At 46.4% G+C, this 743-nt stretch carries 1 protein-coding gene; it reads right to left on the reverse strand.

All coding sequences use genetic code 11. From position 1 onward, the window contains the following. Nucleotides 1–595 (reverse strand): S41 family peptidase (locus AC1DSG_RS31515; RefSeq protein ID WP_477794347.1); only part of this gene is annotated, 595 nt, incomplete at its 3' end. Nucleotides 596–743 lie beyond the last annotated feature (148 nt).

A 743-nucleotide genomic window follows, 5' to 3' on the forward strand; every position in this document is an offset into this window, starting at 1 on the left:
CCCCTAAATGGACAACCCCAGGAATGGCGAGAACGATGTCCGCAAAATCCAAACAAGCACTCGCGCAAAATGAGTCAGTCACCAGTGCAAGCTTGCCTTTAAAACCTTGGGCGTTGAATCCTCTCGAATTCACTTGATCTATAGAGGCAATGTTTGGCTGTTCCAGCCAGTCTTTTTTCTCGTGAAGTGCGAGTTCCATCGACTTGGTTAAACTGAAAACAAATTTATAAGCCTCACTATGTTTTCCATAGTCGTTCCCCATGGTAGTTAGAGCTTGAGTGAGCGTTGAAAGTGCAAAAGGAGAAACCCGCCACATTGCATATGCAGATGACTCATCCAGGCTTTTCACCCATTGCGAGCCAAACAGAGCAGAAAGTATTTCAACGCCAACTAAACTGTTACCGCCGCGATTGCCCCGTGTATCAAGCACCACCAGCTTGGCATCATCGATACTTTTGATGACGTCGAGCATTTTATCGAGGGCAGTATTCTCGGCTGCTGATGGCATAAAATTTGAAACATGTATCCAATATCGCCCATCCCCTAAATTCTGGAGAGACTGGGGTGGTTGAGCTTGGCGCAAAAAGGCATCCAACTGTCCCCCATCTTCTTACCACAACAAAATAAAGTTTTGTTTTGCGCCATTAGGTAGAACAACCAAGCAGCTTTTGGCTAAGTCCCTCCCCAGCACGGGATAGTTGGAATCATCGACAGTTAGCTGCTTAGCTAAATGTAGCCAGGTC

This window comes from Pseudomonas sp. P5_A12 (genome assembly GCF_056400685.1).